9 protein-coding genes are annotated in these 7,309 nt (G+C 35.9%); 7 read left to right on the top strand and 2 right to left on the bottom strand.

Going from position 1 to position 7,309, the window contains the following annotated elements; genetic code table 11:
* Positions 1 to 192, top strand: a 192-nt coding sequence (locus tag BUA89_RS23195) for a C-type lectin-like domain-containing protein (protein WP_178362468.1), incomplete at its 5' end; no start/stop codon positions are given.
* Positions 193 to 377: 185 nt separating this feature from the next.
* Here BUA89_RS23195 and BUA89_RS17395 read toward each other — a convergent pair.
* Positions 378 to 659: a DUF3817 domain-containing protein gene (locus BUA89_RS17395; RefSeq protein WP_072961257.1), complete on the bottom strand. Its 282-nt coding sequence runs from the start codon at positions 657 to 659 to the stop codon at positions 378 to 380.
* A gap of 184 nt (positions 660 to 843) precedes the next feature.
* On the opposite strand from BUA89_RS17395, the gene BUA89_RS17390 reads away from it, so the two are divergent.
* Positions 844 to 1,293 carry a hypothetical protein gene (locus BUA89_RS17390; protein WP_072961254.1) on the top strand — a complete coding sequence of 150 codons (450 nt, stop codon included), beginning with the start codon at positions 844 to 846 and terminating at the stop codon, positions 1,291 to 1,293.
* A 123-nt stretch (positions 1,294 to 1,416) separates the two neighbouring features.
* On the opposite strand, the gene BUA89_RS17385 is transcribed toward BUA89_RS17390, so the two are convergent.
* On the bottom strand, positions 1,417 to 1,902 hold the full coding sequence (locus BUA89_RS17385; RefSeq protein ID WP_072961252.1) for a hypothetical protein: 486 nt from the start codon (positions 1,900 to 1,902) through the stop codon (positions 1,417 to 1,419).
* A gap of 637 nt (positions 1,903 to 2,539) precedes the next feature.
* Here BUA89_RS17385 and BUA89_RS17380 point away from each other — a divergent pair.
* From BUA89_RS17380 to BUA89_RS17360, 5 genes are all read left to right on the top strand, one after another.
* Complete coding sequence (locus tag BUA89_RS17380; protein WP_072961248.1) at positions 2,540 to 3,361, top strand: alpha/beta fold hydrolase; 822 nt, start codon at positions 2,540 to 2,542, stop codon at positions 3,359 to 3,361.
* A 63-nt stretch (positions 3,362 to 3,424) separates the two neighbouring features.
* Positions 3,425 to 3,913 (top strand): MaoC family dehydratase, encoded by a 489-nt coding sequence (locus tag BUA89_RS17375; RefSeq protein WP_072961245.1) that lies wholly within the window; start codon positions 3,425 to 3,427, stop codon positions 3,911 to 3,913.
* Positions 3,914 to 4,032: 119 nt separating this feature from the next.
* The gene (locus BUA89_RS17370) at positions 4,033 to 4,941 is read left to right on the top strand and encodes an alpha/beta fold hydrolase (RefSeq protein ID WP_072961315.1); all 909 of its coding nucleotides are present in this window, start codon (positions 4,033 to 4,035) and stop codon (positions 4,939 to 4,941) included.
* 38 nt (positions 4,942 to 4,979) lie between these two features.
* Positions 4,980 to 5,612, top strand: coding sequence for a hydrolase (locus BUA89_RS17365; protein ID WP_072961242.1), 633 nt, complete (start codon positions 4,980 to 4,982; stop codon positions 5,610 to 5,612).
* Positions 5,613 to 5,631: 19 nt separating this feature from the next.
* Complete coding sequence (locus BUA89_RS17360; RefSeq protein ID WP_072961239.1) at positions 5,632 to 7,017, top strand: alginate export family protein; 1,386 nt, start codon at positions 5,632 to 5,634, stop codon at positions 7,015 to 7,017.
* Positions 7,018 to 7,309 lie beyond the last annotated feature (292 nt).

Raw genomic sequence — 7,309 nt, 5'->3', positions numbered from 1 at the left:
AACAATTCCAGTACGGAAGACTATTTCCGTTCAGGTGAGCCTAATAATACCGGAGGAAACGAAGGTTGTGTACATATCATAAATGCGGGTGACGGAACGAGCGAGAATAAAAGAGGCTGGAATGATATTACGTGTGCTAATCCCGGATGGTCCGGCCCTTATAATCAGATTGTTATAGAGTACGAACAGTAAATGTCAATTGGTGTAATTTTTTGAACATAAATGTAAATATAGCAGAATACCTTCTTTCCAATGAAGTAGAATGAAGAATGATGATGTAAAATTATTTCCGAAAGGAAGGTTCGCAAAACTACTAATAATCCGTCTTTATTATAAAGATGGATTATTTTTGTTACAGTGAATATTTAATGATAATTTTAAGAATATTCTTTCTTTAAATTTCTATCCAAAATAAAAGGAACAAAAGGTAATACAGATCCGACAAGATAGATTGCAATTCTTATGATACTCCAGCGGTATTTAAAGGATGTTATGATCAAAATAACCATATAAACCAAAAATAAAACCCCATGAATCCAGCCAAAATATTTGACAGGTTCCGGAATATCAAAAAAATATTTAAATGGCATTGCAAGAAAGAGTAAAACCAAGTATGATATGCCTTCTACAACAGCTGTTTTTCGGTAAATATTGATCATGCTAAACGATGAATTTTAGTGAAAATTCAAAGCTACGAATTACCCAAGAATAATATAAAAAATTTTAATATATCTTATTTGCATGATAAAATTTATTATCATTTACCATTATAAAATTAACCTTTATGACCGTAATCATGCAATATTATAGGCTAAATTCATTTTTTTGTGATTAAAACGAAATATGAAATTTCTAATAGTTTTTTTTACTGTTTTCTGTAAAATTGCAACCGCGCAGTTCCTAACCGTTGATAATCTTCAGCATTTAACTGCTGGTTCCGTTCAAAATTTGGATGTCAAGCTTGCCGAACATTTTAAGCTAGAGAGGAATCCGGATATGGAAGATGATGATAATAGAGTATATTCCGCAGGTCATCATCATACTGACAATTTTAAAGTACTCACTGTATTTACCAGGGCAAAAAATTGTCTAGCTTTATCGCTGGTAACCCATAATGAAGCAGAGGTCTTGAATTTTCATACCGATCTTATCAGACAGGGCTTTAAACAGGAACATTACAAAGATGCAGAAGGAAATCCTCTGAAAAAGTACAGCAAACAAAATTTTGTCGTTATCATTAAAAATCCGGACTCTAAGTTGCCCGCTCATCAGGTTGTATGGAGCTGTCGATAGAAAAGTTGGATTAATGGGACTATTTATTTTAAAAGCCTGTTTAAATTTCGGTCGAAAAAATGTATAAGGTTTAGACAAGCTTAACCTTATACAGCCAAATCACACATTTGATAATAGTAAAATTTATTTCTTCGGTTTCAAAGATAAATTATCAATATAAACAGCCTGGTGCACTCCGTTTAGCACAACTTTAAGCCCTAAATAAGATTCTTTCTTTAATGAAATGGTAAATGTTTTTTTATCTCCAGTTATTTTTGCGGCTTTTGCAATCGAAACATACGATTTTGTATCGGAAGTATTGTTGATAGAAAAGAGTTCCAGAGTCGTTTCCCCTCCATTGTCCGATGCATCAAGTGTTAATGTATAGTTTCCAGCTTTTATCTTTGGAGTTACCAGATACATATTTTCCCTTGGACTGGTCATTGAATAAAATACAATTTTCTTATCATTAGGATAGAGCATTGCCTTTCCGGACTGAGCAGTCCAACATTTATTGATGTCTTTCCAGGTGTCAAAATTTTCTGTAATTGTAGCTACAGGTTTACATTGTGCATTGGCTGTTAGCAATCCTCCTAAAGTCATTATTCCGGCAAATACGGTCTTTCTCATTAGTTTTTTATTATAATGCGGTAAAAATAGTTAAAAACGGATAGACCGGAAAGTTATTTTTGTTAAGTCTTAATAAATATAATAAAAATCATAAGAGCTTATAAAATTATTGAGGAATAGAAACTCTTGTATGTACTAAAAATAAATTGGAATCTTAAGTTTGTAGAGATTCTTAATTCTTTTTTGCTGCTTGTGATTAGGAACAAATACCGATTTGCACTTAGAATAAAAAAGACTGCTTTCAAGGCAGCTTCTTTATTTACATTTTTAATAAACTTAATTCAAATAAATTTTTTCCTTTTTCTTCAATAGTGATAACATATTACGCCTTTTATTAAGCCTGAAACATTTAATTTTTCCTGAACTCATATCAATATTAGATAATTCACATAAAGTAAATAAATGATTAGAAGTTTTTTAATTGGAATATTATTAAATGTTTACAGAAATAAGGAAGATGAATTTTATATTTTTTATGACAACATAAAAAGCTGTTCATAAAAATACGATATATCGTAATAAATTGTATTTAAAATTTTAATTAATACATTGTAATTCAGATTAATGGATCTTTTGGATTGTTTTTGGAAATATACTCATAAGTTTAATATTAATTCAAATAAAAATATATTACAAAATGAGTACACTAAAATTAAAAGATGGAACAGAAATTTTTTACAAAGATCAAGGTGAAGGACCGGTATTAATGTTTCACCACGGATGGCCACTATCTTCAGATGATTGGGATGCACAGGTGATTTTCTTCCTTCAGAGAGGGTACAGAGTTATTGCGCACGACAGAAGAGGTCACGGAAGATCCAGCCAGAATATTTACAATCATACGATTGAGCAATACGCTTCTGATGCTGCAGAGCTTGTTGAGTTTTTAGATTTAAAAGACGTGATCCACATTGGTCACTCTACTGGAGGTGGTGAAGTGATCCGTTACGTTAACAAATATGCCAACGGAAGAGCTAAAAAAGCAGTTTTAATCAGTGCGGTTCCACCGATTATGGTTCAAAGTGAAAGCAATCCTGATGGCGTTCCGATATCTGTTTTTGATGATATCAGAGATCAGACGTTGAACAACAGAAATCAGTTTTATATCGATCTTACTTTCCCTTTCTATGGATATAACAGAGAAGGCGCAAAAGTAAAAGAAGGCGTTCAGAGAAACTGGTGGAGACAGGGAATGATGGGAGGAATTGTCGCTCATTATGACGGAATCAAAGCATTTTCTGAAACTGATTTCAGAGAAGATCTACAGGCTGTGGATATTCCTGTTTTGGTCATGCATGGCGAGGATGACCAAATCGTTCCAATTGCCAATGCAGCATTAAAGTCAATTAAATTATTGAAAAACGGGAAATTGATCACTTACCCAGGTTTCCCTCACGGAATGCCGACGACAGAGCACGAAACGATTAATAAAGATCTTTTGGAATTCATCACTGAATAAAGCTCAAAAAAGCCTGTCCAAAATCATCGTTAAAATCATTTTTATTCTAAAATCAAAAGTTTTATGGAAAATTCAAAAACACAGGAATCAGCGTTCAATCCTGAAGATTTTTCTATTGTTCCGGCACGTACATTCGACGAGCTCACAGTAGGAGAAGTTTTCAGGGCCCCAAGCAGAACGCTTACCGATGCACATGCTTCAGCTTTCCAGACGGTATCATGCGATAATCACCCGATTCATTATGACGCGGAGTATGCAAAAAGATATGGTCATGAGGCTCCGGTTGTTCATGGTTTACAGGTATTGGCTTTTACAGCACCAGGTGCGACCCTTTTACCTCATTATTTTGGAAATGTTTTCATTGCATTTTTAGAACTGTCATGTCATTTTTTGAAAGAAGTTCATTCCGGTGATACTTTATACTCTTCATTGACGATTACTGATTTAACGCCACAAGAAGATAAGGGAGTTGTTACTACAAAAGTGACTGTTTATAACCAAAAATCTGAACTCGTTTTGGAAGGCCAGCATAAATATTTGCTGAAAAGATAAATTTTTGAATCAGTTGTCTTTAATATTTGAAAACAGCTGGTTCAAATTTAATCACACTATTTAATTCATTAACCCCGACATTTTTAAAATTAAATCTGTCAAAAAAACTATATCCTATTATGAAACTAAAATCAATTCTTGGTGGCGTTTTACTGTCAACAGTATTCTTTACCAGTATTAACGCACAAAATACAGCAAAATCCGCAAAAGCCAGAGCGGAATATATCGAAGTAGAACCCAACGTAAAGCTTCACGTAACAGACCTTGGGGAAGGAAAACCGGTTGTTTTAATTCACGGTTACCCGGTAAGTGACGTTTCCTGGGAGTATCAGTATCTTCCTTTAATCAAAGCGGGTTACCGTGTTATCGGGATCACCTTGAGAGGATTTGGGCAGTCTGATAAACCTTACGGAAAATATAATTATGATCAGTTTGCTTCTGATATCAAAACCGTTTTAGACAAATTAAATATCAAGGATGCTACATTGGGAGGGCATTCTATGGGGGGCGCAATTGCCTTGCATTACGTAGCAAAATACAACGCTGCACACGTAAGTAAATTAGCTTTGTTTGCAGCGGCGGCACCTGTTCATACCAAAAAAGCGGATTATCCTTATCCATTATTTACAAAAGAAGAAATCACCAAATGGGTAGACCTTGTCAGTGTAGATAGGCCGGGATTACTGAACACGATAGGTGAAAGATTCGTTTTATCTGCCACTTCTGTTTCACCGGGAATCGGAGCTTGGTTAGGTGGAATTGAGATGCAGTCATCTGCATATGCAATGGAACAGGCTTTAATCGCTTTGAGAGATGAAGATCTTCGTGATGACTTGCCAAAAATAAAAATTCCGACGCTGATTATGCAGGCAAAACAGGACAGAATCGTAGCGTATGCTTTAGCAGAGCAGATGAATAAAGCCATTAAAGGCTCAAAATTAATTCCTTTTGAAAACAGCGGTCACGCATTATTCCTCGAAGAAAAAGACAAATTCAATGAAGAATTATTGAAATTCCTTAAACAATAAATTCATTTAAATTAAAAAATATAACAAAATAAACTTTTATGAAACCATCAACAAAACTACTATCTCCCGATAACCACGCCCTGGTTCTTATTGATTTCGAAGGTCAGATGGCATTTGCAACAAAAAGTATCTCCATGAACGAGCTTCGTAACAATGTTGCGGTTCTTTGTGGGGCGTCAAAAATATTCAATGTTCCGACAATCGTAACAACTGTTGCCGAAGAAAGTTTCTCAGGACCCGTTTTTCCTGAAATTGAGGAAGCATATCCAATCGCAACTTCCGGCTACATCGACAGAACAACGATGAATACCTGGGAAGATGAAAATGCTTACAAAGCGATCACAGGAACTCAAAAACAGAAATTGGTTTTTGCAGGATTGTGGACAGGTGTTTGTATCGTAGGTCCGGCTTTATCTGCTCTTGAAGAAGGTTACGATGTGTACGTAATCACCGATGCTTGCGGAGATGTAAGTGATGAAGCACACGAAAGAGCAGTTCAGAGAATGATTCATTCAGGAGTAAAGCCGATGACTTCCATTCAGTATATTCTTGAGCTTCAGAGAGATTGGGCGCGTCAGGAAACCTATGTTCCGGTAACGAATCTGATGAAAAAATATGGAAGCTCATACGGACTGGGAATTCATTATGCCCACAATATGCTGAAGCACTAATATTTATATACCATTTTCAATGTTGAAATCTGCAATTTCCATATCGTTTTTAAAAGTTTTTTTTCTAATCTTTTTTTGTTCTCAAAGTGTATCAGCTCAGAGTTTCAAGCTTCTGCGCTACGATGAAAACTATGAATATTTAAAAGATTCTGCAGATACTTTTTATAACAGGGTTAAATTTCTCCCGCTGAACGAAAAGAAAAATATCTATCTGTCTTTTGGCGGCGAAGCAAGATTCGAATATGTGGATTTCAACAACGAAGATTGGGGAAGAATGAATATCGGGCACAACAATTTTTTTCTGCAACGATATGATGTTCACGCAGATTTGCATTTGGGAGAAAGAGTGAGGATTTTTTCACAGCTTCGAAGCGCTTTACAAAACGGGAGAAAAAACGGTCCCCGCGGAATTGATGAAGATGAGTTAAGCATTCAGAATCTTTTTATTGATGTCGATGTCTTAAAAAATCAAAACAGAAAACTGACGGCCAGAATCGGAAGACAGGAATTGGACTACGGCTCAGGAAGACTGATTTCCGTAAGGGAAGGTCCCAACGCAAGGCTTTCTTTTACAGGAGCTAAATTGATGTATGCTCAGAAAAATATCTCGGTCGATGCTTTTGCGATGATGGCAGACAGCATCAATGTTGGAGTTTTTGATAATAAAATGTCAAAGCAGCTTAATCTGTGGGGATTATATTCAAAAATTATTTTTCCAAAAGCGGGAAATTTGGATGTTTATTACATCGGAATCCGAAGAGATGAATCCCAATTTGAAGTTGGAACAGCTAAAGAAAAACGCCACACCATCGGCGGAAGATTCTGGAAATACGGGGGCGGATTTATCTATAACCTGGAAGCAGCCTATCAGTTCGGGACTTTTGGAGAAGATCAGATCAGCGCGTGGACAGGTTCTGTGGATATTGGATATTTATTTGAAAATGTAAAATTCAAACCGAGCATCAATCTTCGAAACGATTATATTTCCGGTGATAAAGGGAAAGACGACGGAAAGCTCCAGACTTTCAATCCTCTGTATCCGAAAGGAGGTTATTTTGGCTTCAGTCCGCAAATCGGACCTGTCAATTTAATCGATATTCATCCTTATATCACGCTGGATTTGACTTCAAAACTCAAAATGCAGATGGATGCCGTGTTCAACTGGCGATATTCCCTGAATGATGGTGTTTACCGACCAAGCGGAGTATTGAACCGTCCCGGAAGCAGCTCAGACAAAAGATATATCGGAACAGCCTATTTAACCAATTTCACATACAGTTTCAGTAGATATATCTCTTTGGTGAGCGGTATTCAGTATTTCAATAAGGGTGCTTTTATCGAAGATATCATCCCGAATGCTAAAAGTGGAGTTTTCTATAATATCCGGCTAGGATTTAAATTTTAATCATTAAAAAATGTAACATTCAAATCTAAAATCCAAAAACACTTTCACTCAAAAACTTATAAGGAGCTTAATCCCGCTTTCCGCACTCGCTATTTTCGTTTGTTTCGGCTCAGCGGCGAAGCCGCCGAGCCGAAACAAACGAAAATGAGCTCAAACAAATGCTGCAATCGGGGCTAGGATGAAAGTCTTCCATTTGAACATCAGCTTCCTGAATGTGAAAACCTCCGTCAGTTCGAGTGTTTTTCGTAATAAAATGAAGAAAAATTTATCGAGAACACTAAACAAAACTTTT

It is taken from the genome of Chryseobacterium arachidis (assembly GCF_900129245.1).
Taxonomy (GTDB): Bacteria; Bacteroidota; Bacteroidia; order Flavobacteriales; family Weeksellaceae; genus Chryseobacterium; species Chryseobacterium arachidis.
The sequence above is the reverse complement of the archived record's forward strand: the minus strand, read 5'-3'. Positions and strand labels throughout refer to the sequence as shown.

What these genes read in the sequence shown, in the direction of transcription:
- BUA89_RS17395 (WP_072961257.1), bottom strand. Translation starts at nt 659, where the DNA reads ATGATCAATATTTACCGAAAAACAGCTGTTGTAGAAGGCATATCATAC.
- BUA89_RS17390 (WP_072961254.1), top strand. Translation starts at nt 844, where the DNA reads ATGAAATTTCTAATAGTTTTTTTTACTGTTTTCTGTAAAATTGCAACC.
- BUA89_RS17385 (WP_072961252.1), bottom strand. Translation starts at nt 1,902, where the DNA reads ATGAGAAAGACCGTATTTGCCGGAATAATGACTTTAGGAGGATTGCTA.
- BUA89_RS17380 (WP_072961248.1), top strand. Translation starts at nt 2,540, where the DNA reads ATGAGTACACTAAAATTAAAAGATGGAACAGAAATTTTTTACAAAGAT.
- BUA89_RS17375 (WP_072961245.1), top strand. Translation starts at nt 3,425, where the DNA reads ATGGAAAATTCAAAAACACAGGAATCAGCGTTCAATCCTGAAGATTTT.
- BUA89_RS17370 (WP_072961315.1), top strand. Translation starts at nt 4,033, where the DNA reads ATGAAACTAAAATCAATTCTTGGTGGCGTTTTACTGTCAACAGTATTC.
- BUA89_RS17365 (WP_072961242.1), top strand. Translation starts at nt 4,980, where the DNA reads ATGAAACCATCAACAAAACTACTATCTCCCGATAACCACGCCCTGGTT.
- BUA89_RS17360 (WP_072961239.1), top strand. Translation starts at nt 5,632, where the DNA reads ATGTTGAAATCTGCAATTTCCATATCGTTTTTAAAAGTTTTTTTTCTA.